Source organism: Streptomyces sp. NPDC034099, from assembly GCF_055575415.1.
This window is the reverse complement of the sequence record NZ_JBVISR010000010.1, coordinates 187046-213177: the sequence shown is the minus strand read 5'-3', so window position 1 is coordinate 213177 and position 26132 is coordinate 187046. Positions and strand designations below refer to the sequence as shown.

Annotated in this window: 24 protein-coding genes; 20 read left to right on the top strand and 4 right to left on the bottom strand. The window is 71.1% G+C overall.

Annotated features, from left to right (window positions below; genetic code table 11):
* Positions 1-32: 32 nt before the first annotated feature.
* Positions 33-806, top strand: a complete 774-nt coding sequence (gene prcA / locus ACZ56V_RS27430; RefSeq protein ID WP_467382008.1) for a proteasome subunit alpha — start codon at positions 33-35, stop codon at positions 804-806.
* A 24-nt stretch (positions 807-830) separates the two neighbouring features.
* Here the strand turns inward: prcA and ACZ56V_RS27425 are convergent, their stop codons facing one another.
* Positions 831-1841 carry a LacI family DNA-binding transcriptional regulator gene (locus tag ACZ56V_RS27425; protein ID WP_468945887.1) on the bottom strand — a complete coding sequence of 337 codons (1011 nt, stop codon included), beginning with the start codon at positions 1839-1841 and terminating at the stop codon, positions 831-833.
* A 104-nt stretch (positions 1842-1945) separates the two neighbouring features.
* Here ACZ56V_RS27425 and ACZ56V_RS27420 point away from each other — a divergent pair, with 104 nt between their 5' ends.
* From ACZ56V_RS27420 to ACZ56V_RS27345, 16 genes are all read left to right on the top strand, one after another.
* Positions 1946-3205 carry an MFS transporter gene (locus ACZ56V_RS27420; RefSeq protein WP_398917340.1) on the top strand — a complete coding sequence of 420 codons (1260 nt, stop codon included), beginning with the start codon at positions 1946-1948 and terminating at the stop codon, positions 3203-3205.
* 9 nt (positions 3206-3214) lie between these two features.
* Entirely contained in the window at positions 3215-4576 is a 1362-nt protein-coding gene (gene pafA, locus ACZ56V_RS27415; RefSeq protein WP_052837743.1) for a Pup--protein ligase, read from the top strand.
* 164 nt (positions 4577-4740) lie between these two features.
* The gene (locus ACZ56V_RS27410) at positions 4741-5748 is read left to right on the top strand and encodes an FKBP-type peptidyl-prolyl cis-trans isomerase (protein WP_468945883.1); all 1008 of its coding nucleotides are present in this window, start codon (positions 4741-4743) and stop codon (positions 5746-5748) included.
* 60 nt (positions 5749-5808) lie between these two features.
* Positions 5809-6180: an FKBP-type peptidyl-prolyl cis-trans isomerase gene (locus ACZ56V_RS27405; protein WP_064727030.1), complete on the top strand. Its 372-nt coding sequence runs from the start codon at positions 5809-5811 to the stop codon at positions 6178-6180.
* Between the two features lie 137 nt (positions 6181-6317).
* A complete protein-coding gene (locus tag ACZ56V_RS27400) occupies positions 6318-7271 on the top strand; it encodes a helix-turn-helix transcriptional regulator (RefSeq protein ID WP_104633845.1) in 954 nt (317 codons plus the stop codon).
* Between the two features lie 18 nt (positions 7272-7289).
* Positions 7290-8378 (top strand): helix-turn-helix transcriptional regulator, encoded by a 1089-nt coding sequence (locus ACZ56V_RS27395; RefSeq protein WP_398917334.1) that lies wholly within the window; start codon positions 7290-7292, stop codon positions 8376-8378.
* On the top strand, positions 8375-8680 hold the full coding sequence (locus tag ACZ56V_RS27390) for a hypothetical protein (RefSeq protein ID WP_398917332.1): 306 nt from the start codon (positions 8375-8377) through the stop codon (positions 8678-8680). Before ACZ56V_RS27395 ends, ACZ56V_RS27390 begins: the two co-directional genes overlap by 4 nt.
* A gap of 10 nt (positions 8681-8690) precedes the next feature.
* The gene (locus ACZ56V_RS27385) at positions 8691-8885 is read left to right on the top strand and encodes a hypothetical protein (RefSeq protein ID WP_059299654.1); all 195 of its coding nucleotides are present in this window, start codon (positions 8691-8693) and stop codon (positions 8883-8885) included.
* Between the two features lie 279 nt (positions 8886-9164).
* Positions 9165-9452 carry a Sec-independent protein translocase subunit TatA gene (tatA, locus tag ACZ56V_RS27380; protein WP_127894301.1) on the top strand — a complete coding sequence of 96 codons (288 nt, stop codon included), beginning with the start codon at positions 9165-9167 and terminating at the stop codon, positions 9450-9452.
* 47 nt (positions 9453-9499) lie between these two features.
* The gene (tatC, locus tag ACZ56V_RS27375; protein ID WP_356368935.1) at positions 9500-10450 is read left to right on the top strand and encodes a twin-arginine translocase subunit TatC; all 951 of its coding nucleotides are present in this window, start codon (positions 9500-9502) and stop codon (positions 10448-10450) included.
* A gap of 67 nt (positions 10451-10517) precedes the next feature.
* Positions 10518-13370 (top strand): DEAD/DEAH box helicase, encoded by a 2853-nt coding sequence (locus ACZ56V_RS27370; protein WP_468945876.1) that lies wholly within the window; start codon positions 10518-10520, stop codon positions 13368-13370.
* Positions 13371-13732: 362 nt separating this feature from the next.
* Positions 13733-15358 carry a sensor histidine kinase gene (locus tag ACZ56V_RS27365; protein WP_467381997.1) on the top strand — a complete coding sequence of 542 codons (1626 nt, stop codon included), beginning with the start codon at positions 13733-13735 and terminating at the stop codon, positions 15356-15358.
* Positions 15359-15384: 26 nt separating this feature from the next.
* Positions 15385-15762 carry a roadblock/LC7 domain-containing protein gene (locus ACZ56V_RS27360; RefSeq protein ID WP_167308645.1) on the top strand — a complete coding sequence of 126 codons (378 nt, stop codon included), beginning with the start codon at positions 15385-15387 and terminating at the stop codon, positions 15760-15762.
* Complete coding sequence (locus tag ACZ56V_RS27355; RefSeq protein ID WP_398917325.1) at positions 15759-16193, top strand: DUF742 domain-containing protein; 435 nt, start codon at positions 15759-15761, stop codon at positions 16191-16193. The genes ACZ56V_RS27360 and ACZ56V_RS27355 overlap by 4 nt, the downstream gene beginning before the upstream one ends.
* A complete protein-coding gene (locus ACZ56V_RS27350; RefSeq protein ID WP_356368947.1) occupies positions 16174-16794 on the top strand; it encodes a GTP-binding protein in 621 nt (206 codons plus the stop codon). Before ACZ56V_RS27355 ends, ACZ56V_RS27350 begins: the two co-directional genes overlap by 20 nt.
* Before the next feature lie 62 nt (positions 16795-16856).
* Positions 16857-18353, top strand: coding sequence for a cytochrome P450 (locus ACZ56V_RS27345; RefSeq protein WP_468945871.1), 1497 nt, complete (start codon positions 16857-16859; stop codon positions 18351-18353).
* A gap of 22 nt (positions 18354-18375) precedes the next feature.
* Here the strand turns inward: ACZ56V_RS27345 and ACZ56V_RS27340 are convergent, their stop codons facing one another.
* Positions 18376-19338, bottom strand: coding sequence for an RluA family pseudouridine synthase (locus tag ACZ56V_RS27340; protein WP_467381993.1), 963 nt, complete (start codon positions 19336-19338; stop codon positions 18376-18378).
* 108 nt (positions 19339-19446) lie between these two features.
* Here ACZ56V_RS27340 and ACZ56V_RS27335 point away from each other — a divergent pair, with 108 nt between their 5' ends.
* Positions 19447-20028, top strand: a complete 582-nt coding sequence (locus ACZ56V_RS27335) for a GNAT family N-acetyltransferase (protein ID WP_398917319.1) — start codon at positions 19447-19449, stop codon at positions 20026-20028.
* Between the two features lie 78 nt (positions 20029-20106).
* Here ACZ56V_RS27335 and ACZ56V_RS27330 read toward each other — a convergent pair whose 3' ends face one another.
* The gene (locus tag ACZ56V_RS27330; protein ID WP_468945867.1) at positions 20107-20949 is read right to left on the bottom strand and encodes a siderophore-interacting protein; all 843 of its coding nucleotides are present in this window, start codon (positions 20947-20949) and stop codon (positions 20107-20109) included.
* A 90-nt stretch (positions 20950-21039) separates the two neighbouring features.
* Positions 21040-21945, bottom strand: coding sequence for a 5'-3' exonuclease (locus ACZ56V_RS27325; RefSeq protein WP_398917364.1), 906 nt, complete (start codon positions 21943-21945; stop codon positions 21040-21042).
* Positions 21946-22137: 192 nt separating this feature from the next.
* On the opposite strand from ACZ56V_RS27325, the gene ACZ56V_RS27320 reads away from it, so the two are divergent.
* Together ACZ56V_RS27320 and ACZ56V_RS27315 are read left to right on the top strand one after the other, a co-directional pair.
* A complete protein-coding gene (locus tag ACZ56V_RS27320; protein WP_398917315.1) occupies positions 22138-23250 on the top strand; it encodes a glycine betaine/L-proline ABC transporter ATP-binding protein in 1113 nt (370 codons plus the stop codon).
* A complete protein-coding gene (locus ACZ56V_RS27315) occupies positions 23243-25858 on the top strand; it encodes an ABC transporter permease/substrate binding protein (protein ID WP_468945864.1) in 2616 nt (871 codons plus the stop codon). Before ACZ56V_RS27320 ends, ACZ56V_RS27315 begins: the two co-directional genes overlap by 8 nt.
* Positions 25859-26132: the final 274 nt, after the last annotated feature.

The following is a 26132-nucleotide window of genomic DNA, read 5'->3' as shown; positions in this document are numbered from 1 at the left end:
CAGTGATTTCGACAGGAAGGGACGGATAACCGGTGTCGACGCCGTTCTATGTATCTCCTCAGCAGGCGATGGCCGACCGGGCGGAGTACGCCCGCAAGGGCATCGCGCGCGGTCGCAGCCTGGTCGTGCTGCAGTACGCCGACGGCATCGTGTTCGTCGGTGAGAATCCGTCCCGTGCGCTGCACAAGTTCAGCGAGATCTACGACCGGATCGGCTTCGCGGCCGCCGGCAAGTACAACGAGTACGAGAACCTGCGGATCGGCGGGGTGCGCTACGCCGACCTGCGGGGTTACACCTATGACCGGGACGACGTCACGGCGCGCGGTCTGGCGAACGTGTACGCCCAGACGCTGGGCACGATCTTCTCCAGTCAGGCCGAGAAGCCGTACGAGGTGGAGCTGGTCGTCGCGGAGGTCGGTGACAGTCCGGAGAACGACCAGATCTACCGGCTGCCGCACGACGGTTCGATCGTGGACGAGCACGGTTCGGTGGCGGTCGGGGGCAACGCGGAGCAGATCAGCGGGTATCTGGACCAGCGGCACCGGGACGGGATGACGCTGGCCGAGGCGCTGAAGCTGGCGGTGCAGGCGCTGTCCCGCGACACCAACGGGACCGAGCGGGAGATTCCGGCGGAGCGGCTGGAGGTCGCGGTGCTGGACCGGACGCGTCCGCAGCAGCGCAAGTTCAAGCGCATCGTGGGCGGCCAGCTGTCGCGGCTGCTGGAGACCGGTGCGGGTGCGGGTGACGACGTCGGCAAGACGCCTGAGGCGGCGGACGAGGCCGACTCCGGGTCGGACGAGGAGTAGGCGCTCACCTCACCGCACACCACCTCATCGCGGCGGGGCCGTGGACCCCCGTACCACCAGGCTGACCGGCAGGTCCCCCTTCTCGGGGGGCCTGCCTTCCAGTACCGCCAGCAGGGCGCGCATGCCCCGTTCGCCGAAGGCCTCCGCGTCGAGGCGGACGGTGGTGAGTTCGGGGTCGATGGCGGTGGCGAGGCCGAGGTCGTCCAGGCCGGTGACGGACAGGTCGTCGGGGACGCGGAGTCCGGCGCGCCGGACGGCCTTGTAGGCGCCGGCCGCGAGTTTGTCGTCGTCGCAGACCAGCGCCGTGGGCCGGGGCCCGGGCGCGGCGAGGGCGGCCTCCGTGGCCCGCTGGGCGCCCTCGATCGAGATGGGTGCCCGGATCGTGCGCAGCTCGGTGCCGGGGGCTTCGGCGAGCCGTGAGGCCAGTTCGCGGGCGCGTACCTCGAAGGTCCAGGACGGGATGTCGGCCGCGAGGTGGAGGAAGCTGCGGTGGCCCAGGGACAGCAGGTGTTCGGTGACCTGGCGGATGCCGTCGGCGATGTCGAGGTTGACGGTGGCGGCGCCCAGGCTGCCGTCGGGGTCGCTGTCGAGCATGACGAGGGGGAGTTGGTCGCCGCGGATGGCGGTGAGGGCGTCGGCGGCCATGGAGGAGGCGATGACGCCGTCGAGGGCGGCCTGTGCGGAGGCGAAGGGGTCCCGGGCGGGGCCGACGCCTTCGGGTGAGGGGTAGAGGACCACGCCGAAGCCGTGTTCGGCGGCGACGCGTGCGGCGCCGGTGTAGACCTCGGCGAAGAACTCGGTGGTGAGGGCGGGGACGACCAGGAGCACGGTGCGGGTGCGGCCGAGGCGCAGGTTGCGTGCGGCCAGGTTGGGGCGGTAGCCGAGTTCCAGGGCGGCGTCGCGGACGCGCTGGGCGGTGGGTTCGGAGACGCGGCCGCGCCATTTGTCGCCGAGGACCAGGGAGACGGCTGCCTGGGAGACGCCGGCGGCCTGGGCGACGTCCCGGCTCGTGGGGCGGGTGCTGCCTCGTGCCACCGTTCGCCTGCGCTTTCGTCTGGACTGCTGAACTGGCGACATGGTACGTATGGCGGCAGGAGTTATACGTAACACTTGCTGGAGTGAGGACAAGGAGGTGGGTCGTGGTTGCCGGGTATCTGGACATCCTCCGGGCGCGGCATGCCGTGCGGCTGCTCGTCGGCACGCTGGTCGGGCGGTTGCCGAACGCCACCGCGGCGATCGCGATCGTGCTGTTCGTGCGGGCCGAGGGCGGTTCGTACAGCCTCGCGGGGGCGCTGGCCGCGGTGTACGGCGTCGCCAACGCCGTGGGGCAGCCGGTGCTGGGGCGGCTGGTGGACCTGCACGGGCAGCCGCGGGTGCAGTTGCCGGCCGCGGTGCTGTCGGCGCTGGCGATGGCGGTGTTCGCCTTCGCGGGCACCGGGACGGCCGTGCTCGCCTACGGGGCCGTGGGGGCGGCCGGGCTGTTCACGCCGCCGCTGGAGGGCGGGCTGCGGGCGCTGTGGCCGAGTGTGCTGGGCGAGGAGGACCAGGTGCACACGGCGTACGCGATGGACGCCGTGGCGCAGGAGGTCATGTTCACCGTCGGGCCGCTGCTGGTGACGGTGTGCGTGTCCCTGTGGTCGCCGCAGGCGGCGCTGCTGGTGCTGAACGGGATCGGTGTGCTGGGCGCGCTGTCCGTGGCCGTGTCGCCGCCCTCGCGGGCGTGGCGGTCGGCGCCGCGGGAGGCGCACTGGCTGGGCGCGCTGCGGTCGGGCGGGCTGTTGGCGCTGCTGGGGGCGTTCCTGTTCATCGGGATGGCGCTCGGGTCCATCACGGTCGCCTCGGTGCCGTACGCCGACGATCACGGGGGTGACGCCGTGTACGGGTGGCTGATGGCCGCCCTGGGGCTGGGTGCGCTGGTCGGGGGAGCGGTCTACGGGGCCCGGCGGTGGACCGGTGAGCCGGCGCGGCGGCTGCGGGTGCTGGTGGCCCTGCTGGCGGTCTGCTACCTGCCGTTGCTGTTGATGCCGGGCGCGGTGGCCATGGTGCTGCTCACGGTGCTCGCGGGTGTCTTCCTCGCGCCGTGCATCGCCTGCGCGTTCGTGCTCGTCGACGTGCACGCGCCGCGTGGGACGGTGACGGAGGCGTTCTCGTGGCTGGTGACGACGTTCACCGTGGGCGCCTCGGTGGGTACCGGCCTGGCGGGGCCCGTCGTGGAGCACGGTGGGGCGCTGTGGGGCTTCGCGGTGCCGGGGGCGGCGGGGTGCGTCTCGCTGCTGGTGCTGGCGTGCACCGGGCGGGTCCTCGCAGCTCCCGCGCGGGGAGCGGTGGTTGCGGCTTCATCGGAAAATGATCCAAACCGTGCCGTCGAACCCCGTTTCAGTTCGGGTCATCAGGCGTAATGTTCAGTCATGGACCGCCGCATTTTCGGGCTGGAGAACGAGTACGGCGTCACGTGCACGTTCAGGGGACAGCGCCGCCTGTCGCCTGACGAGGTGGCGCGGTACCTCTTCCGCCGTGTCGTGTCATGGGGCCGCAGCAGCAATGTCTTTCTGCGCAACGGGGCCCGCCTCTATCTCGACGTGGGATCACATCCGGAATACGCGACACCCGAATGTGACAACGTGATCGAGCTCGTCACCCACGACAAGGCGGGCGAGCGCATTCTCGAGGGACTCCTGGTGGACGCCGAACGACGCCTGCACGAGGAGGGAATCGCGGGCGACGTCTACCTCTTCAAGAACAACACCGACTCCGCCGGCAACTCCTACGGCTGCCACGAGAATTACCTCGTGGCCCGGCACGGGGAGTTCTCGCGGCTCGCGGACATCCTGATTCCGTTCCTGGTGACGCGGCAGTTGCTGTGCGGTGCGGGCAAGGTGCTGCAGACGCCGCGCGGTGCCGTGTACTGCGTCAGTCAGCGGGCCGAGCACATCTGGGAGGGCGTCTCCTCGGCGACGACCCGGTCCCGGCCCATCATCAACACGCGCGACGAGCCGCACGCAGACGCCGAGCGCTACCGGCGGCTGCATGTCATCGTGGGCGACTCGAACATGTCCGAGACGACCATGCTGCTCAAGGTCGGCGCCACCGACCTGGTGCTGCGCATGATCGAGGCGGGCACGGTGATGCGGGACCTGACCCTGGAGAACCCGATCCGGGCGATCCGCGAGGTCAGCCACGACATCACCGGGCGCCGCAAGGTGCGCCTGGCCAGCGGCCGGGAGGCGTCGGCGCTGGAGGTGCAGCGGGAGTACTACGAGAAGGCCGTGGACTTCTGCGAGCGCCGCGGCATCCGCACGGGCACCGTGGAGCGGGTGCTGGAGCTGTGGGGCCGCACGCTGGACGCGATCGAGGCCGAGGACCTCGACCGCATCGGCACCGAGATCGACTGGGTCATGAAGTACAAGCTGCTGGAGCGGTACCGGGCCAAGCACAACATGACCATGTCGCACCCGCGGGTCGCGCAGATAGACCTCGCCTACCACGACATCCACCGGCGTCGTGGTCTGTACTACCTGCTCGAGAAGAAGGGCCAGGCCGCCCGGGTCGCCAACGACTTGAAGATCTTCGAGGGCAAGTCCGTTCCGCCGCAGACCACTCGGGCCCGGCTGCGCGGCGACTTCATCCGGCGGGCCCAGGAGCAGCGCCGGGACTTCACCGTCGACTGGGTCCACCTCAAGCTGAACGACCAGGCGCAGCGCACCGTGTTGTGCAAGGACCCGTTCCGGTCGGTGGACGACCGGGTGGAGAAGCTGATCGCCGGGATGTGATCCGGGCGGCATGAGGCCGGACGGGTGAGAGGAGCGTCTTCGCGCGAAAGCGCGGAACGCCACACGGGCACCGTACGTTAGCCGTGCGGTGCCCTTCTCACGCCGTAGAGTTGCGCGCACGCCAGCCAACAGGACCGACCCGATATCGATACGAGGCCCCCACCGTGCGCCGACGTTCACTCCTCATCGCCGTCCCCGCGGGACTGGTCACGCTCGCCGCCTGCGGTGACGGTGACGACTCCGGCTCATCGAGCAACGCGAGCGACAGCCCGTCGCCCGACGCGTCGGCCTCGTCGGCCGCACCGCCGCCGAAGATCGTCGACGGTCCGCTGCCGGCGATCACGGCGGGGACGAAGTTCGACGAGAAGCCGACCGTCGCGAAGGGCAGTGGCGAGCCCTCCAAGGACCTCGCGGTCAAGACGGTCATCGCGGGCGGCGGCAAGGCCGTCGCGGAGAACGACTTCATCTCGGCGAACTACCTCGGTCAGGTCTGGCAGAGCGCGAAGGTCTTCGACAACTCCTACGACCGCAAGACCCCGCTGGTCATCCAGCTCGCCCAGGGCAGCATCATCGACGGCTGGCGGTACGCGCTCACCGGCAAGAAGACCGGCAGCCGCGTCCAGTTCTCGGTGCCGCCGACCTGGGGGTACGGGAAGCAGGGCAACGAGCAGGCGGGTATCAAGGGCGACGACACGCTGGTGTTCGTGGTGGACATCCAGGACACCTTCAACGCCCGGAGCAGCGCCGACGGCAAGAAGGCCGCGCAGGACGACGCCGCCCTGCCGAAGGTCGGCACCAACACCGACGGCAAGGCGCCCTCCATCGAGGTGCCGAAGACCGACCCGCCGAAGAAGCTCGCCGCCGAGTACGTCCTGGAGGGCGACGGCGCCGAGGTCGGGGCGCAGGACAGTGTGCTGGTGCAGTACGAGGGTGTGCTGTGGGACGGCGGCAAGGAGTTCGACTCCACGTACGCCAGGAAGCAGCTGACGTCGTTCTCGTTGCAGCAGGTCGTCAAGGGCTGGGCGCAGGGCCTGACGGGCAAGAAGGTCGGCAGCCGCGTCCTCATCGTCATCCCGCCGGACCTGGGTTACGGCGACAGCCCGCCGGAGGGCAGCGGCATCCAGAAGGACTCCACGCTGGTCTTCTCCGTGGACATCCTCGCGAAGATGTGACGCCCCGGAGATGTAAGACTTGGGCCGTTGCCTTTCCGCAGACAAGCAGGAGCTGAACACGTGAGCATCGACAAGCCCGAGGTCGACTTCCCGGGCGGCGAGCCCCCGGCGGACCTCGAGATCAAGGACATCTGGGAGGGCGACGGCCCGGTTGCCGAGGCCGGTCAGACCGTGACCGTCCACTATGTGGGCGTGACCTTCAGCACGGGCGAGGAGTTCGACGCCAGCTGGAACCGCGGTACGCCGTTCCGCTTCCCGCTCGGTGGCGGCCGCGTCATCGCGGGCTGGGACCAGGGTGTGCAGGGCATGAAGGTCGGCGGCCGCCGCCAGCTGACCATCCCGGCGCACCTCGCGTACGGCGACCAGAGCCCGACCCCGGCGATCCCGCCCGGCTCGACGCTGATCTTCGTGGTCGATCTGCTCGGAGTCTGATCGACGTACGAGCGGCCGGCGATCGGAGCCGGTCACCTGGGGTCCATGCCTGTCCGGGCGTGGGCCCTCGGCTTTTGCCGCGCCACCGCGGGGCGGTACGGTCATCCGTCGTAAGCACCATAGGGAGAAGGGCGTCGATGGCCATTGCCAAGGCCGAGCGGCTGATGAACCTGGCGCTGTGTCTGCTCGGGACGCGGCGGCCACTCAGCAAGCGTGAGCTGCGCGAGTCCGTCGAGGCCTACCTCGAGGCGGGGTCCGACGACTCCTTCAACCGCATGTTCGAGCGCGACAAGGACGACCTGCGCGAACTCGGACTGGTCATCGAGACCGTGGAGAGCCTGGACGGCGAGATCGGCTACCTGGCCCGACGGGACAGCAACCGGCTGCCGCCCATCACCCTGGACGCCGAGGAGGCCGCCGCCCTCGGGCTGGCCGCGAAGGTGTGGCAGCAGGCCCGGCTCGCCGGTGCCGCGAGCGGCGCGCTGCAGAAGCTGCGGGCGGCCGGCCTGCCCGAGGACGTCGACCCGTACGAGGCGCACAGCGCGCTGGAGCCCCGTATCCCGGTGCACGAGGCGGCCTTCGAGCCGCTGATGCTGGCCTGCCGCGACCGCCGGCCGGTCGTCTTCGACTACCGCAAGGCGAATGCCGCCCAGCCCGAGCCCCGGCACGTGGAGCCGTGGGCGCTGGAGTGCTGGCGCGGCCACTGGTACCTGGCGGGCTTCGACCGCGACCGGGGTGCCGAGCGGGTGTTCCGGCTGTCGCGGATCACGGGGAAGGTGCGCTCGCGCGGATCGCGCTTCACCGCACCGGTGCCCGACGTCGTCACCGTCCGGGAGACGGTCGCGAGCTGGGCGGGGGAGAGCGCCGACCGTTCCGCGCTGATCCGGCTGCGCGCGGGCGCCGGGTACCCCCTTCGGGCGAAGGCCACCGGGGTGCGGGAACTCGGTGACGGCTGGGACGAGTTGGAGATTCCGTACGGGCACGGTCTGGACGCCTGGCTGGTGGAGTTCGGGCCGGACGTGGTGGTGCTGGAGCCCGCCGAGCTGCGTGCGGACGTGGTGGACCGGCTGCGTGCCGTGGCCAAGGGCTGAGGGGGAGCGGACAACACAGTGGCAGGCAAACCGGTCAGGCCCGTGAACGCCATCGACCAGACCCGACGGATGCTGTCCCTGGTGACGTATCTGCGTGAGCGCCCCGGGGCCCGGGTCGAGGACGTGGCGCGTGCCTTCGGCATCACCGAGGACGAGCTGGTCTCCGACCTCGACGTGCTCCCGATGTGCGGGACCAGCTTCCGGGGCGGCGATCTGCTGGACATCGACACCGACGGCGAGCGCATCTGGTGGCACAACCCGGCCGCGCTCGGCGCGGACGCCGCGGAGCCGCTGCGGCTGGCCGCCGACGAGGCCACCGCGCTGCTCGTCGCCGCCCGGGCCGTGGCGACCCTGCCGGGGCTGCGGGAGAGCGACCGGCAGGCGCTGCTGCGGGCGACCGCGAAGGTGGAGACGTCGGCCGGCGATGCCGCCGGTGCCAGCTCGCGGCTGTCCGTCACCTTCGAGTCCGAGGGCGGTGTCTTCGCCGACGTCGACCGGGCGATCTCGGAGCGCCGCCGCCTGTGGATCCGCTACTACTCGCCGGCCCGTGACGAGGTCACCGAGCGCGAGATCGACCCCATCCGCCTGGTCAGCGTCGGGCACACGTACGTGGAGGCGTGGTGCCGCCGCTCCGAGGCCCGGCGCACCTTCCGGCTCGACCGGGTCGCCGAGATCCGCATCCTGGACGAGCCCTCCGCACCGCCGGAGGTGGAGCTGCGGGACCTGTCGGAAGGGCTGGTGCAGCCCGCCGCGGAGGACCCCGAGGTCGTCGTGGAGGTCGGCCCGGGCGGCCGCTGGGTCGCCGAGTACTACCCGCACGACAGCGCGGATGAACTTCCCGACGGCGGTCTGCGTATCACCCTGCGCACCCCCGACCCCGCCTCCCTGCGGCGGCTGGCGCTGCGGCTCGGCCGCGACGGCCGGATCGTCTCCCCGTCCGCGCTCGCCGACAGCGCCCGGCAGGCCGCCCGCGAGGCGCTGGCCGCGTACGACGGGATCGAGGCGGCCGGGGCGCCGGGCGGGGCCGAGACGGTCACCGGGGCCGGGGCGCGCCGGGGCGCCGGGGCGGTCGACGGGCAGCACGACAGGCAGGAGCGAGCACTGTGAGCGACCCCCTGGGACCGTCCGGGCCGTCGTCCGGCCCGGGTATGACGGCGGCGGCCGCGTTCGCCGGCATGAGACGCGTGTCACCGGTCGTGTTCAAGGCGGGCTGCCCGGACTGCCGGGGCCGTTTCGAACTCGCCGCGAGCGCCCTGCGCCTGGCCATCGGTGCCACGAGCCGTACCACCTTCTACTCGTTCACCTGCCCCGAGTGCGGGTCGGCCGTGCGCAAGCCGGCGGGGGAGCGGGTCGTGGAGCTGCTCACCGGAGGCGGGGTCAGGACCCTGCGGCTGCACTCGACGGTCTAGTCTCGACGTCATGTTCTGGCCGATGTTCGCGGTTGCCGTGGGTTTCCTGGGTCTTGCCGTCCTCGCGGTGTTCGCCGTGAAGGTGTTCGTGGAGGCGCAGCGCCTCGGCCGGCAGGTGACGGACTCCACCCGACGGATCAGCCGGGCCGCGGAGGACCTGGAGCGCGCGACCGAGAGCGCCGCCCGTGCCGTGGACGCCTTGTGAACACCCTGGATTCCGACGGGAAGTGGCGCCGGTGACCCGACGGGCCGGTGTGAGTTACGTTTTGGGACACTTCGCCCTGTCACCTCACCGGCCCCGGGCGGTACGCTGCTGGTCGCGGCCAGGAAAACGAGGCCCGGTCGCGGACGGGAGTACGCACGGGGATTGCCTCACGTTCACCCCTGAGCGTTACGATCGCTGCACAAGACGATCGATCGGACGTATGTCCGGCCGGTCGGACAGCACCCCCACCCAGCCGCCTCGGTGAGAAGGTAAAGACTTATGTTCGGAAGGCTCGGCGCCCCCGAGATCATTCTCATCCTCGTCGTCATCATCCTGCTGTTCGGCGCGAAGAAGCTTCCGGACATGGCGCGGTCGCTCGGCAAGTCGGCGCGCATCCTCAAGAGCGAGGCCAAGGCCATGAAGAGCGAGGCCAAGTCCGACGAGGCCGCCCCCGCCGACCCGCCCAGCCCCGAGCAGTCCGCGGCGCAGCGCACCATCCAGGCCGCCCCCGGCGACGTGACCAGCTCCCGGCCGGTCACCGAGCCGACGGACACGACCAAGCGCTGACGCAGGGCCGGTGACCTCCGGCCCGCCGCACGAGATGGGAACGTGGGTTGCTGAAGTCTGCCCGCAACAAGGAGAAGGATCCCGAGGGGCGGATGCCGCTCGCGGAGCACCTTCGTGAGCTCCGCAACCGGCTCGCGAAGGCGCTGCTGGCCATCGTCGTCGTCACGGTGGCCGCCGCCTTCTTCTATCAGGAGATCATCAACCTCCTCACCGAGCCGATCCTCGAGTCCATCGGCTGTGAGAAGTCGTTCGCGGAGCTGGCCCAGTCGCAGGCCGGCTCGGAGCCGTGCGCGCAGATCACCATCAACGGTCTGCTCGGCCCCTTCACCCTGGCGCTGAAGGTGTCCCTGACCGCCGGTGTCGTGCTGGCCTCGCCGGTCTGGCTCTACCAGCTGTGGGCGTTCGTCGCCCCGGGCCTGCACAGGAACGAGAAGAAGTACGCCTACGCGTTCGTCGCCACCGGCGCCCCGCTGTTCCTCATCGGCGCCTACTTCGCCTACGCGGTGCTGCCCACCTCCGCGAAGGTGCTGATCGAGTTCACCCCGAGCGACGTCGACAACCTGCTGCCGCTGGACGAGCTGCTCGATCTCGTCACGCGCATGGTGCTGGTCTTCGGTCTCTCCTTCGAGCTGCCGCTGCTGCTGGTGATGCTCAACTTCACCGGCGTGCTGACCGGCAGGCGGATGCTCGGCTGGTGGCGCGCGATGATCATGGGAATCACCCTGTTCGCGGCCATCGCCACGCCGAGCACGGACCCCCTGACCATGCTCATGCTGGCCGGGCCGATCTGGGTCCTGTACTTCGCCGCGGTCACCGTCTCCCTGCTGAACGACCGCCGCAGGGCCCGCCGCGAGGCCCTGGAGCCCGACGACGACGAGGCCTCCGACCTGGACCTCACCCCCGAGGACATCGGCGAGGTCGAGCCCGTGACCACCGCCCGTGCCCTGCCCGAGCAGGCCACGAAGGACCGGGTCAACGGCTACGACGACGTGACCTGAGGGCCGCCGGGGCGGCGAGGCCGGGCGTCGCCGCCCCCACGGAACCCCCACACGGCCGATCCCGATAATGATCGTCCGGTTGTCAGTGCGGGCCGGTACGCTCGAAAGCACGATGACAGAGGATCTCTCACCGGCCGAGCGGTACGCGGCAGCCCGTCAGCGCGCTGCCGAGCAGGCCACCGCGCTCGCCTCCTTCCGCGAGATGTACGACTTCGGCCTCGACCCCTTCCAGATCGAGGCCTGTCAGGCGCTCGAGGCGGGCAAGGGCGTGCTGGTGGCCGCGCCCACCGGCTCCGGCAAGACCATCGTCGGCGAGTTCGCCGTCCACCTCGCCCTCCAGCAGGGCAGGAAGTGCTTCTACACGACGCCCATCAAGGCCCTGTCGAACCAGAAGTACGCCGACCTGTGCCGCCGCTACGGCAGCGACAGGGTGGGCCTGCTCACCGGCGACAACAGCGTGAACTCCGACGCCCCGGTGGTCGTGATGACCACCGAGGTCCTGCGGAACATGCTGTACGCGGGCTCGCAGACCCTCCTCGGCCTCGGTCACGTGGTCATGGACGAGGTGCACTACCTCTCCGACCGGTTCCGCGGCGCCGTCTGGGAGGAGGTGATCATCCACCTCCCCGAGTCGGTGACCCTGGTGTCACTCTCGGCAACCGTGTCGAACGCGGAGGAGTTCGGGGACTGGCTCGACACCGTGCGCGGCGACACCCAGGTGATCGTCTCCGAGCACCGGCCCGTGCCGCTGTTCCAGCACGTGCTGGCCGGGCGCCGGATGTACGACCTGTTCGAGGAGGCGGAGGGCCACAGGAAGGCCGTCAACCCCGACCTCACGCGCATGGCGCGCCTGGAGGCCAGCCGTCCGTCCTACCAGGACCGCAGGCGCGGCCGCGCCATGAAGGAGGCCGACCGGGAGCGGGAGCGCAGACAGCGCTCGCGGGTGTGGACGCCCAGCCGGCCCGAGGTCATCGAGCGGCTGGACTCCGAGGGGCTGCTGCCCGCGATCACCTTCATCTTCAGCCGGGCCGGCTGCGAGGCCGCCGTGCAGCAGTGCCTGTACGCGGGCCTCAGGCTCAACGACGAGGGCGCCCGGGAGCGGGTGCGGGCCCTCGTCGAGGAGCGCACCGCCTCCATCCCCCGCGAGGACCTGCACGTCCTGGGCTACTACGAGTGGCTGGAGGGACTGGAGCGGGGCATCGCCGCCCACCACGCGGGCATGCTGCCCACCTTCAAGGAGGTCGTCGAGGAGCTGTTCGTGCGCGGCCTCGTGAAGGCCGTCTTCGCCACCGAGACCCTCGCCCTCGGCATCAACATGCCCGCCCGCTCGGTCGTCCTCGAGAAGCTCGTCAAGTGGAACGGCGAGCAGCACGCCGACATCACCCCCGGCGAGTTCACCCAGCTCACCGGCCGGGCCGGCCGGCGCGGCATCGATGTCGAGGGTCACGCCGTGGTGCTGTGGCAGCGCGGCATGAACCCCGAGCACCTCGCGGGACTGGCCGGCACCCGCACGTATCCGCTGCGCTCCAGCTTCAAGCCGTCCTACAACATGGCGGTCAACCTGGTCGAGCAGTTCGGCCGGCACCGCTCGCGGGAGCTGCTGGAGACGTCGTTCGCGCAGTTCCAGGCGGACAAGTCGGTCGTCGGCATCTCCCGTCAGGTGCAGCGCAACGAGGAGGGCCTGGAGGGCTACAAGGCCTCCATGACCTGCCACCTCGGCGACTTCGACGAGTACGCCCGGCTGCGCCGCGAGCTGAAGGACCGCGAGCAGGAGCTGGCCCGGCAGGGCGCCAACCAGCGTCGCGCCGAGGCCGCCGTGGCGCTGGAGAAGCTGAAGCCGGGCGACGTCATCCACGTGCCCACCGGCAAGTACGCGGGCCTCGCCCTGGTCCTCGACCCGGGGCTGCCCGCCGGGCGGTCCAACGGCCACCGCGGCTTCGACCACCACGACGGGCCCCGCCCGCTGGTGCTGACGGCCGAGCGGCAGGTCAAGCGGCTGGCGTCGATCGACTTCCCGGTGCCCGTCGAGGCGCTGGACCGGATGCGGATCCCCAAGTCCTTCAACCCGCGCTCACCGCAGTCCCGCCGCGACCTGGCCTCCGCGCTGCGCACCAAGGCCGGCCACATCCCGCCCGAGCGGGCCCGCAAGAAGCGTTCCCAGGCCGCCGACGACCGGGAGATCGCCCGGCTGCGCAAGGCGATCCGCGCCCACCCCTGCCACGGCTGCGACGACCGGGAGGACCACGCCCGCTGGGCCGAGCGCTACCACCGGCTGCTGCGCGACACCTCGCAGCTGGAGCGCCGCATCGAGGGCCGGACGAACACCATCGCCCGCACCTTCGACCGGATCGTCGCCCTGCTGACAGAGCTGGACTACCTGCGCGGCGACGAGGTCACCGAGCACGGCAAGCGCCTGGCCCGGCTCTACGGCGAGCTGGACCTGCTCGCCAGCGAGTGCCTGCGCGAGGGCGTGTGGGAGGGACTGTCCCCGGCCGAGCTGGCCGCCTGCGTCTCGGCGCTGGTCTTCGAGTCCCGGGTCGCCGACGACGCGATGGCGCCGAAGGTGCCCTCGGGCAGGGCGAAGGCCGCGCTCGGCGAGACGGTCCGCATCTGGGGGCGCCTGGACGCCCTGGAGGAGGACTTCCGGATCAGCCAGACCGAGGGGGTCGGCCAGCGCGAGCCCGACCTCGGCTTCGCCTGGGCGGCGTACATGTGGGCCTCCGGCAAGGGCCTCGACGAGGTGCTGCGCGAGGTGGAGATGCCGGCCGGCGACTTCGTGCGCTGGTGCAAGCAGGTCATCGACGTCCTCGGCCAGATCTCGGCCGCCGCGCCCGGCGACGGCTCCACCGTCCCGAAGAACGCGCGCAAGGCGGTCGAGGAACTGCTGCGCGGGGTGGTCGCCTACTCGTCCGTGGGCTGACCCCCGCCCCAGCACGGCCCGGCGGGAAGTCCCGCCGGGCCGTCGCGCGTTCCGGAGGCCCCGACGCCTCTTTCCCTCATCACGGTGAGTGATTTTCGAGCGCCCATGAGTCATTACTCCATGTGTTCGAATGACTCCTCGGCGTGCAAATGGGCCCGACCATACTCCAGTCCCCGCGGCCGTTTCAGGTGCTTGCCGAATATGACACGGCGATGATCCCCCCGGACTAAGCTCGCCCGCAGCGCACCGAGTTGAGGTGTATTCGCGCGCTTGTTCCCAATGCGCCGAAGATCCTGACAACTCCCAGACATACCCCGCCGCAAGCTCCCCCATCCCCGCCGATTCGTTTTCAGAGGGCCTACATGGTGAGTGTTGATTCCCCTCCAGGTCGCCGTGAACTTCCCTACGCGCGAACACTGTTGCTGCCGGCCATACTGATGGCCGCGGCCACCGGGGCCGCCGTCGCCCTCGTGACGGAACCGGCCCGGCTCGCCGTCGGCCTGTGCGGTGCCGTCGCCACCGTCCTGGTGATCGCCGCGGGCGCCGAAGCGGTGCGCCGCGGCCGCGCGCTGCGGACCCTGCGCGCCGAGCACGCCCGTCACACCGCGTATCTGGAACACCGGGCCGCCGGCCACCACGAGGAGATGGTCCGCCTCGGCGCCGAGGTCATCCCGACCGTCCTGCGCCACATGCGCCGGGGCGCCACGCCCCGCGAGATGATGAACCGCCTGGGTGAGGTGGACCCCACCTACGCCGAACTCGGCGAGCCCCAGCGCAAGCTGGTCCGCATGGTCTGCGAGATCGTCGACCACGAGGACGCCATGCGCGAGTCCGCCGAGCGCTCCTTCGTCGACATCGCCCGCCGTGTCCAGGCGATCGTCCACCAGCAGCAGAAGGAACTGCGCGAGATGGAGGAGGACCACGGGCGCAACCCTGAGGTCTTCGACGACCTCCTGCGCATCGACCACGGCACCTCGCTGATCGGCCGCCTCGCCGACTCCATCTCCGTGATCGGCGGCGGCCGGCCCGGTCGCCAGTGGCCCGAGCCGGTCGCCCTGTACAGCGTGCTGCGCGGCGCCATGTCCCGGATCCTGGAGTACCGCCGGATCAACCTGGCCTCCATCGCCAAGGTCAACATCAAGGGCACCGCCGTCGAACCGGTCATCCACGCGGCGGCCGAACTCCTCGACAACGCCACCCGCTACTCGCCGCCCGCGGCCAAGGTGCACGTCACCGCGACCGAGGTGCAGAGCGGTGTGTGCATCGAGATCGAGGACGCCGGCGTCAGCCTCAGCGAGGAGTCCCGCGCCCGCATCGAGGGCCTGCTCGAACAGGCCAAGCGCGGCACCGACGTGCAGGACCTCGCCCACCACCCGCGCCTGGGCCTGTCCGTGGTCGGCCGGCTGTGCACCCAGTTCGGCATGGACGTCTCGCTGCGCGCCTCCGCGTACGGCGGCGTCCGCGCCATCCTCATCGTGCCCAGCAAGATGATGACCACGGAGCCCGGTGTCGGCCTCGCCCACGGCATCGGCGCCACCTCGATCCCCACGCCCGGGCCCGACGCCCTGCCCGGACCGGAGCGCAAGCCCAAGAAGCGCCGTCCCACCAGCCCCCGGATCCCCGCCAACGTGTCCCTGGAGGACGACGTCCCCGAGGTGACCGAGTGGACGGCGGGCGGACTCCCGCAGCGCCGCAGCCGGGTCAAGATGCCGCTCAGCCAGCGCCTGGCCGAGCAGGCGGCGTGGGAGCGCGAGGACGCCGAACGCGAGGCCCGCCAGGCCGCCGAGCGCGCCCGCAACGGCCTCCCGGCGCCCTCCGAGCCGGAACCCGCGCAGGACAAGGACCAGGGCGGCCTGCCGCCGGGCCACTTCATCGGCGCCTTCTGGGAGGGGCTCAAGCAGCACCCGGGCACCACCCAGGCCCACCAGCAGTCCAGCAGCAGTGAGCCGGCCCACGCCCCGGCAGACGACGAGGGGAACCTCAAGTGATCGAGCAGCAAGGCAAGTTCGACTGGATGCTCCGGGACCTCTACGACGGCGTCCCGGGCATCGAGATGATCGTGGTGCTCTCCGCCGACGGCCTGCGCATCGCCCGCTACTCCGGGGACCCGGACGCCGCCGACCGGGTCGCCGCCGCCTGCGCGGGCCTGCAGAGCCTGGCCAGCGCCGTCAGCCAGGAGATCCCCACCAGCGACGGCGACATGAAGATGGTGCTCATCGAGATGAACGGCGGCTACTTCTACCTGATGGCCGCCGGCCCCAACGCCTATCTCGCGGTGCTCTCCGACGTCCGCTGCGAACCCGGCCGGATGGGCCTGAGCATGGCCGATCTGGTCGCCCGGATCGGCCCCCATCTGACCAGTCCCGCACGGCGCAACGGGCAGACCGTATGACTCCTCCCAGGCGCCAGAGGCGATCCCCCGGGCCGGACCGGCCCGCCGCGCCCGCCCCTTCCGCCGCGCCGGCCCCTTCCGGCGCGCCCGCCAAGGAGGGCGAGCTCCGCAACCCCGAGCGGCTCTTCGTCATCGGCGGGGAGGGAGGCGGCGAACGCGCCGACATCGACCTCGTCACCCTGATCGTGGCCCGCGCCGATCCCCCGGTGTCCGCCACACCGGAACAGGCCGCCCTGCTGCGGCTGTGCGCCGCGCCCCTGTCCGTGGCGGAGCTGTCGGCCTACCTGAGCCTGCCGTTCAGTGTGGTGACCGTGCTGCTCACCGACCTGCTGGCGTCGGAACTGGTGCAGGCCCGCGCCCCGATCGTCCGCCAGAAGGTCGCCGACCGAAATCTCCTCGAAGCGGTGATGCATGGACTTCAAAAGCTCTGACACGATCCCGGGCCCACGGACCGAGGACCGGCTGCCGCACACGGCCGAGGCCGCCGTGAAAATCGTCATCGTCGGCGGCTTCGGGGTCGGCAAGACCACCATGGTCGGCTCGGTCAGCGAGATCAGACCGCTGACCACCGAGGAGACGATGACCCAGGCCGGCATCGGCGTCGACGACAACTACGGCTCCCCCTCCAAGACGGCCACCACGGTCGCCATGGACTTCGGCCGCATCAGCATCACCGACGAACTGGTGCTGTACCTCTTCGGCACGCCCGGCCAGGAGCGCTTCTGGTTCCTGTGGAACGGCCTGTTCGAAGGCGCCCTCGGCGCGGTCGTCCTGGTCGACACCCGCCGGCTGGAGGTCAGCTTCGACGTGATGGGACGCCTGGAGGAGCGCGGCGTGCCCTTCGTCGTCGCCGTCAACACCTTCCCCGACGCGCCCCGTTACCCCGTCGCGGAACTGCGCACCGCGCTCGACCTGCCCGAGGAGATCCCCATCCTCGACTGCGACGTGCGGCGCCGGGCCTCCAGCCGGGACGTCCTGATGACCCTGATGCGCTTCCTGCACGCCCTCGCCATGAAGGGCGCGCTCACCTGACCCGCGCGCCCGCCCCAGACCCCCTTTGACGTGACCACACCTCTTGTTTGCGGAGCGAGACTGTGACGCCTGAACGCCACTCCCCGACCGGAACGGGCGAACCCCTGCTCGAACCACCGCCCGGCTGCCCCGCCCACGGCCTCGGGCCGGGTGGACTGCACCGGCTGCACGCGGCGGACGACCTGGAGGAGCTGTACGAGAGGCTCCGCGAACAGCACGGGCCGGTGGCGCCCGCGCTGCTCCACGACGACGTACCCGTATGGGTGGTCCTCGGGCACGCCGAGAACCTGCACATGGTGAGCACCCCGTCCCAGTTCTGCCGCGACAGCCGGATCTGGACCCCGCTCAACGAGGGCATGGTCAAGCCCGACCACCCGTTGATGCCGCACATCGCCTGGCAGCCCATCTGCTCCCACGCCGAGGGCGACGAGCACAAGCGGCTGCGCGGCGCGGTCACCAGCGCCATGTCCGACCTCGACTACCGGGAACTGCGCCGGCACATCAAGCGCTACACCCAGCGCATCGTCAACCGCTTCTGCGAGGAGGGCCGCGCCGACCTCGTCAGCCAGTTCGCCGAGCACCTGCCGATGGGCGTGATGTGCCACCTGCTCGGCATGCCCGAGGAGTACAACGACCGGCTGGTGGAGGCGGCCCGGGACACCCTCAAGGGCACCGAGACGGCGATCGCCAGCCACGCCTACGTCATGGAGGCACTGGGGCGGCTCACCGCCGCCCGCCGGTCCGAACCGGCCGACGACATCGCCGGCCGCCTGGTCACCCACCCGGCCGGGCTCACCGACGACGAGGTGCGCGAACACCTGCGGGTGGTCCTGCTGGCCGCCTACGAGGCGACCGTCAACCTCATCGCCAACGTGCTGCGCGTGGTCCTCACCGACCCGGGCTTCCGCGCCCAGCTCAGCGGAGGGCAGATGACGGTCCCCCAGGCGGTCGAGCAGTCCCTGTGGGACGAACCGCCCTTCAGCACCGTCTTCGCCTACTTCGCCAAGCAGGAGACGGAACTCGGCGGTCAGCGCATCCGCGCCGGCGACGGCCTGCTGCTCGGCATCGCGCCGGGCAACGTCGACCCGCGCATCCGTCCGGACCTGAGCGCCGACATGATGGGCAACCGCGCCCACCTCGCCTTCGGCGGCGGCCCGCACGAGTGCCCCGGGCAGGACATCGGGCGGGCCATCGCCGACGCCGGCATCGACGCACTGCTGATGCGGCTGCCCGACGTCCAGCTCGACTGCGACGAGGACGAACTGCGGTGGCGGTCGTCGATCGCCTCGCGGCACCTGGTGGAACTGCCGGTGCGGTTCGAGCCCAGGGCACAGCAGGACATCATGGAGCAGCCGAGCCACGCCCCCGCCCCGGCACGGCGCGCCGCCTGGCACGTCGGCCTCTCGCAGCCGGAAGAGCAGACGCAGCCGCCGCTTCCGTCCCAGCCGCCGCAGCCCGTGTCGGTGACGGCCGCCGAGCCCCAGCAGGCGACGGGAGCGGACCAGGCTCCTCCCCGCGGTGCCTGGCAGCGTTTCCTGCGCTGGTGGCGCGGCTACTGACGGCCGGCCGACCCCCGTCCGCCTACGGCACCTCCCGCGCCGCCCAGTCCTCGTACGCCGTCCAGGCGCCGAGGGACCGGCCGCTGCGGAAGCGGTGCGCGCGCCCCGTGACCGGATCGGTGAACGCCAGCTCCCGCGCGAGCAGTTGCAGCGGGCGCCGGAAGTCACCGGCCGGCACGGGGGCGGCCACCTCGGGGTAGAGGGGGTCGCCGAGGATCGGCACGCCGAGCGCGTTCATGTGCACGCGCAGCTGGTGCGTCTGGCCGGTGCCGGGAACCAGCCGGTACCGGCCGAGTCCGCGGTCGGGCCGGTGCGCGAGCAGTTCGACGCGGGTCACGGCGTTCGGCTCGCCGTCGACCTCGCGGGCGGCGAGCACCCCGCGCTCCTTGAGGATCCGGCTGCGGATCGTGCGGGGGAGGGCGAGCGCCGGGTCGTACGGGGCGACGGCCTCGTACTCCTTGCGCACCCGCCGTTCGGCGAAGAGGCCCTGGTAGGCGCCGCGTTCCTCGGGGCGCACGGTGAACAGGACCAGCCCAGCCGTGAGCCGGTCCAGGCGGTGCGCGGCGCCGAGCGCCGGGACGCCCAGCTCCCGGCGCAGCCGTGCCAGCGCGGTCTGCGTGACGTGGCCGCCTCGCGGGGTGGTGGCCAGGAAGTGCGGCTTGTCCACGACGACGATGTGCTCGTCGCGGTACACGACCTCCAGCGGGAAGGGCACCGGAACCTCGGCGGGCAGCTCGCGGTGGAACCACACGAACATGCCCGGCTCGTACGGCGCGTCGCCCGGCACGGGGCGCCCGTCCGCCCCGACGAACAGTCCGGCGTCGAACATGCCGTCGACCACACCGGCGCCCGCGCCCGACAGCCGCTCCGTCAGATGCTCCCGCACCGTGGCCCACGGCCCGTCAGCGGGCAGCCGCACCCGTACCGCGTCGATGCCGTCGCGCTGCGGCAGGGGCGAGGGCGGGGGAGGGGTACGGCGTCTCATCACCTGCCAGCGTACGAGGCGGTGACCTGCGGCGGTGGGCCGAGGAGGTGGCAATCGCCCCGGAAATCCGCTGGGCCGCAGGCCGCCCCGCTTGGCAGGATGCCGCCCATGCCCTACCTCACCAGCCCGGTCCTCGCCGCCGGCACCCTCTCCCGCACCCCGCAGCCCACGCTCCACACCGGCGACGGCCTGGTGCTGCGCCCCTGGCGCACCGAGGACGCACCTGCCGTGCACGCCGCCTTCCAGGACCCGGTGCTGCGTCACTGGCACGTGCGGGCCGCCGACTCCGAGGAGGAGGTGCGGGGCTGGATCACCGAGTGGCAACGGGCCTGGAAAGGTGAGCGCAACGTGCAGTGGGCGGTCGCCGACGCGGCGGACGACCGGCTGCTCGGCCGGGTCGCGCTGCGGGAGGTGGTGCTCGGTGACGGGGTGGCCGAGGTCGCCTACTGGACGACGGCGGGCGCCCGCGGCCGGGGCGTCGCCGCGCGGGCCACCCGCACCCTCGCCCACTGGGCCCTGGACGAGATCGGCTTCCAGCGCCTGGAACTCTCGCACGCCGTGGCCAACGAGGCCTCGTGCCGCGTCGCCGAAAAGACGGGCTTCGCCCTGGAGGGCACCAAGCGCAGCGCCCTCCTCCACGCCGACGGCTGGCACGACATGCACCTGCACGCCCGCGTACGAGGCGACTGACGGACGCGGGGCCCGCGTCGCCCGCTGGGCGTCGGTGTGCGTGGCCGCCGTGGGTGGGGTCGTGGGCCGGCAAAGGCGTTACGCCGCCGTTGCGCCCTCCTGCTCGGCCTCGATGCGGGCGTTCCACTCGCGCTTGGAGGCCTGCCAGCCGTCCTCGTTGTGGCCGAGTCGCCAGTAGCCGGAGATGGACAGGTCCTCGCGGGGGACCTCGCGCTCCAGCCGCAGGTACCGCCGCAGGTCCTTCACGCAGGCCGCCTCGCCGTGGACGAAGGCGTGCAGCCTGCCCTCGGGGAACTCCAGCGCGCGCACGGCCTCGACCAGGGCCTGCCCGACCGGACGGCCGGCGCGGTGCAGCCAGACCACCTCCACGTCGGAGTCGATCTTCTGCTCCTCCTCGGGCCCCTCGATCTCGACGAAGGCGAACGCGCGGGCGCCGTCGGGCAGCGCCTCCAGGGAGCGGGCGATCGCGGGCAGCGCGCTCTCGTCACCGGCGAGCAGGTGCCAGTCGGCGGCGGGGTCGGGGGCGTAGGCGCCGCCGGGGCCCATGAAGTGGATCTCCTCGCCGGGCCGCACCCGCTTCGCCCAGGGCCCGGCCAGTCCCTCGTCGCCGTGGATGACGAAGTCCAGCGTCATCTCGCGTTGCTCGGCGTCCCAGTGGCGGACGGTGTACGTCCGGGTCACCGGCCACTGCTCGCGGGGGAACTCCTCGCGGATCCGCTCCATGTCGAAGGGCTCCGGGTAGGTCGCGCCCCCGGAGGGGAAGAGCAGCTTCACATAGTGGTCGGTGCAGGTGTCCGCCGCGAACGCGGAGAGCCCCTCGCCGCCGAGCACCACGCGCTGCATGTGCGGGGTCAGCCGCTCGGTGCGGACGACCTGCGCGGTGTGCGGCTTGCGCGGCTTGCGTGCCGGACGGTCTGCCATGACGGCCTCCCTGCTCCTGAGTTAGGTATACCTAAGCTAGCATCCCGGCCCGGCGTGCGGCTCAGGGAAAGGGGCGCCGCGTGCCGCCGCTCAGGCGGTGAGCGTGGTCAGCAGCCGCTGCAGCGACCCGCCCAGCCCCCAGCGGGCCGCCAGCGCGTCCAGCGCCTCGGCGTCGCGCGGTCCGTGCGGCAGCGCCGTGCCGGTGTCCGGCAGCGGCACGTCGTCCGCCACCCGGACGACCTTCGGGGCCACCGCGAGATACGGCCCGGCCTCGGTCAGCCGCTTGCGCTGCGTGGGGGTGAGCTTCGCCTTCGGGTCGTCGACGGCGGCCTGGATCCCGGCCAGGTCCCCGAACTCGGCGAGCAGCTTCGCCGCCGTCTTCTCGCCGATGCCGGGCACGCCGGGCAGGCCGTCGCTCGGGTCGCCGCGCAGCAGGGCCAGATCGGCGTACCCGCCGCCGTCGACGCCGTACTTCTCGCGCAGCGCGGCCTCGTCGACGAGGTTCAGCGTGCCGACGCCCTTGACCGGGTAGAGCACGCGCACGCCGCGGGCGTCGTCGACCAGCTGGTAGAGGTCGCGGTCGCCGGTGACGATGTCCACCGGGCCCGTGGCCCGCGCCGTGTAGGTGCCGATGACGTCGTCCGCCTCGTATCCCGGCACACCGACGCGGGCGATGCCGAGCGCGTCGAGGACCGCCTCGATGACCGGCACCTGCGGGGACAGGGTGTCGGGCACCTCCTCCTCGTCGGGGCCCGCCGGGCGTTCCTCGGCCACCCGGTGCGCCTTGTAGGAGGGGATCAGCTCCACCCGCCAGTGCGGTCGCCAGTCGGCGTCCATGCAGGCCACCAGGTGGTCGGGCCGGTGGTCCCTCACCAGGCGGTCGATGAAGTCCAGCAGCCCGCGCACGGCGTTCACCGGCGTGCCGTCGGGCGCCCGTACCGAGTCCGGCACGCCGAAGTAGGCGCGGAAGTAGAGGGAGGCGGTGTCGAGAAGCATCAGTCGTCCGGTCACGCCTCGCATCATGCCGCAGGTGAGGCGGGTGAGGGATGGAGGGCTGTGAACTGAATCACTCATATGTTTGGGGCATAAGGATCGGGGCAGGCGCGCACCCGGGCCGAAGCTGGTTGATGCATTCAACTGTTAGGGGAGCTTTGGGCCCTGCCCCTGCCCCCGAGCCAAGAGGTAAGCGTGTCAGCCAGACTAGAGGCCGAGAACCTGTACAAGGTCTTCGGCAGGAAACCGGACCAGGCGGTCGAACGACTGCGCCAGGAAGACGTTCGCAAGGACCAGGGGGACGTCCGGGAGGAACTGCGCGCCGACGGCACCACCGCCGCCGTCATCGACGCGTCCTTCACCGTGGAGCCCGGCGAGATCTTCGTGGTCATGGGACTGTCCGGATCAGGCAAGTCCACGCTGCTGCGCATGCTCAACGGTCTGTCGGAGCCGACCGCCGGGCACGTCCGCTTCGGGGGCCAGGACCTCACCGCGCTCAGCGACCGCGAGCTGCGCATGGTCCGTTCCATGAAGATCAGCATGGTCTTCCAGCACTTCGCGCTCTTCCCCCACCGCAGCGTCCGTGACAACGCTGCCTACGGTCTCGAAGTGCAGGGCGTGCCCCGCGCCGAGCGCGAACGCCGCGCCGACGAGGCGCTCGCCCTGTGCGGCCTGGCCGGCTGGGAGAAGTCCTGGCCCGACGAGCTGTCCGGCGGCATGCAGCAGCGGGTCGGCCTGGCCCGCGCGCTCGCCACCGACGCCGACCTGCTGCTGATGGACGAGTCCTTCAGCGCCCTCGACCCGCTGATCCGCCGCGACATGCAGGACCAGCTGCTCGACCTGCAGAAGACCCTGAAGAAGACCATCGTCTTCATCACCCACGACCTCAACGAGGCCATGCGCCTGGGCGACCGCATCGCCATGATGCGCGACGGCCGGATCGTGCAGATAGGCACCGCGCAGGACATCCTGATACGTCCCGCCAACGACTACGTCGCCTCCTTCACCAAGGACGTCGACCGCTCCCGCGTCCTGACCGCCGGCGCCGTCATGGAGACCGACGTGCGCGGCGACGAGGCGGACTGCGCCTGCGAGACCGCCACGCCCGAGACGCCGTTCTCCGAGCTGTGCGCGATCAGCGCCCGCGTGCCCCACGCGGTGGCGGTGGTCGACGGTGACCGCCGACTGGTCGGCGTCGTGCCGGCCCAGCGGCTCATCGGCTTCCTCGGCGACGAGGACGACGTCGCCCCCGGCGTCTGCGACAGCCCGCGGGACAAGGGCGGCGAGAAGGTGATCAGCCGTGCCTAGGATTCCCCTCGGTGACTGGGTCAACAGCAGCGTCGACTGGCTGCTCGACAACGTCTCCTGGCTCTTCACCTTCTTCAAGAGCGTCTTCACCGGCGCCTACGACGGCATCAACGCCCTCCTCCAGGCCCCCGAGCCGCTGCTGCTCGCCGGCATCTTCGCCGTGCTGGCCTTCTGGCTGCGCGGCACCGTCGCCGGTGTCCTCTCCTTCGTCGGCTTCGCCTTCATCGACTCCCTCGGTCTGTGGGAGAACGCGATGGTCACCCTGGCGCTCCTGCTGGTCGCCACGATCATCGCCCTGGTCATCTCGGTACCGGTGGGCATCTGGGCGGCCCGCTCGGACCGGGTGAGCGCCTTCGTCCGGCCGGTCCTGGACTTCATGCAGACGCTGCCCGCGATGATCTACCTGATCCCGGCGATCCTGTTCTTCGGGACCGGTTCCGCCCCGGGCATCGTGGCCACCCTGATCTTCGCCCTCGCCCCCGGCGTCCGCATGACCGAGCTGGGCATCCGCCAGGTCGACAAGGAACTGGTCGAGGCGGCGGAGGCGTTCGGCACCACGCCCCGCAACACCCTGCTGCGCGTCCAGCTCCCGCTGGCGCTGCCCACCGTGATGGCGGGCGTCAACCAGGTCATCATGCTCGGCCTGTCCATGGCCGCGATCGCCGGCATGGTCGGCACCGGCGGCCTCGGCGGCGACGTCATGGAGTCCATCGGCCAGCTCAACGTCGGCCTCGGCGCCGAGGCCGGTGTCGCCATCGTGATCCTGGCGATCTACCTGGACCGCATGACCAGCGCGCTGGGCACGCACGTCTCCCCGCTGGGCCGCCGCGCCGCGGCCAAGGCCCGCGCCGCCAAGGGCCTGAAGATCTGGTCCTACCGCCCCCAGCCGCAGGTCGCCGTGATCGGCATCGTGATCCTCGCCCTGGTGGCCGGCGGCATGGGCATGTTCGGCGGCAGCTCCGACGACGCCGACACGGCGGGCGGCGGCAGCAACGTCGGCAACGGCAAGAAGGTCTCCATCGGCTACATCCCCTGGGACGAGGGCGTCGCCTCCACGTTCCTGTGGAAGGAGATCCTCGAACAGCGCGGCTTCGAGGTGGAGGCCAAGCAGTTCGAGGCCGGCCCGCTCTACACCGCGCTCGCCCAGGGCAACATCGACTTCCAGACCGACTCGTGGCTGCCCACGACGCACGAGCAGTACTGGAAGAAGTACGGCAAGCAGCTCGAGGACCTCGGCTCCTGGTACGACCAGACGTCGCTGGAGCTGACCGTCCCGGCGTACATGAAGGACGTCAACTCCCTCGAGGACCTCAAGGGCAAGGCCGGCCTCTTCGGCGGGAAGATCACCGGCATCGAGCCCAGCGCCGGTGAGATGAACCTGCTCAAGAGCAAGGTCCTCAAGGAGTACGGCCTCGACAAGGAGTACAAGGTCGTCGACAGCTCCACGCCGGCGATGCTGGCCGAGCTGAAGCGGGCCTACAGCAAGCAGGAACCGATCGTCACCACGCTGTGGTCCCCGCACTGGGCGTACAACGACTACAAGCTCAAGAAGCTGAAGGACCCCAAGGGCGCCTGGGGCAAGGGCGACGGCGTGCACTCGCTGTCCCGCAAGGGCTTCTCGGACGACAACCCGGTCGTGGCCAAGTGGCTGAAGGACTTCTCCATGACGGAGAAGCAGCTCACCAGCCTCGAGGCCGAGATCAACAAGGCCGGCAAGGGCCGGCAGCAGGACGCCGTCCGCACCTGGCTCAAGGCCAACCCGGGCGTCGTCGACAAGCTCGCCCCCGTCGAGGGCGGCAGCGGCGGGACCCCCGCCGAGGCCAAGCAGGCCCTCGACGTGGCCTGGTTCCCCTGGGAGGAGGACGTCGCCGTCACCTACCTGTGGAAGAACGTCCTCGAGCGCCGCGGCTACAAGATGAACCTGAAGCAGATGGACGTCGGCCCGGTCTACACCGGCCTGGCCTCCGGAGGCATCGACCTCAACTTCGACGCATGGCTGCCCTACGCCCAGAGCAACTACTGGAACAAGCACAAGGACAACCTCACCGACCTGGGCACCTGGTACGAGCCGACCTCCCTGGAGATCGCCGTCCCCTCGTACGTGAAGGACGTCAAGTCCCTCGCGGACCTCAAGGGCAAGAGCGACCTCTTCGACGGGAAGATCATCGGCATCGAGCCCGGCACCGGTGAGATGCAGCTGCTGAAGAACGAGGTCCTGCCGGGCTACGGTCTTCAGGACGAGTACGAGGTCGTCGACGGCTCCACGCCCGCCATGCTGGCCGAGCTCAAGCGCGCCCTCGCCAAGAAGGAGCCGGTCGCGGTCACCCTGTGGTCGCCGCACTGGGCCTACAGCGACTACGAGCTGACCAAGCTGAAGGACCCGAAGAAGGCCTTCGGCGAGGGCAACACGATCCGGACCATCTCCAGCAAGGACTTCCCCGAGCAGTACCCGCAGCTCACGAAGTGGATCAAGAACTTCAAGATGAGCGAGGACGAGCTGGGCAGCCTGGAGGCCGAGATCAAGGACCGCGGCCAGGGCAAGGAAGAAGAAGCCGTCGCGGCCTGGCTGAAGGACCACCCGGACATGGTGGGCCGGATGACCCCGTAGCGGCGCGGTACCGCTCCTTGACGGTCACCCCGAGGGGTGGGCCCGGCGGCGTCTCCTGACGGCGCGCCGCCGGGCCCACCCCTCGGGTCGTTCCCGGACCGGACACCGCAGGAATTCGGCCAACCACGGAGCGCCAGGCCCCGGCCTGAGCATCCCCGACCGGGGGCGCGAACGGCTGGCGGGAACATGCGGGACCGTCCACGCCTTGAACCCGTAGGGCGCGCGGACCCGTCCGGCGATGGCGAGAAACGTGAGGTCGCGGCCACCGCACCGT